Origin of the sequence: Thermococcus sp. LS2 (genome assembly GCF_012027375.1) — an archaeon.
Classification (GTDB): domain Archaea; phylum Methanobacteriota_B; class Thermococci; order Thermococcales; family Thermococcaceae; genus Thermococcus_B.
This window is the reverse complement of sequence record NZ_SNUI01000042.1, coordinates 1-238: the sequence shown is the minus strand read 5'-3', so window position 1 is coordinate 238 and position 238 is coordinate 1. Positions and strand designations below refer to the sequence as shown.

General features: G+C 39.5%; 1 protein-coding gene. It reads left to right on the top strand.

Features of this window, described 5'->3' with window-relative positions; translation table 11 throughout:
• A partial coding sequence (locus E3E24_RS12620; RefSeq protein WP_167916132.1) for a TetR/AcrR family transcriptional regulator occupies nt 1–238 on the top strand: 238 nt, incomplete at both ends.

Below are 238 nucleotides of genomic sequence, written 5' to 3'. Positions count from 1 at the left end.
GAAAAGGGCTACGACAAAACTACTGTCGATGAAATTGTTGAGCGGGCAGGAGTTGCTAAAGGCACTTTTTACAACTACTTCAAGAGCAAAGAGGAGCTTATAAAAATTGTTGCTCTTCAGTCTTTGCCTTATTCTGCAATAAGAGAAGAGCTTGAGAAGGAACACGAGAGCCTTACGGAATTTCTACACAGTATTGCAAATGCATATATTGTATATTACTGTGATCCAGTCTTACGCT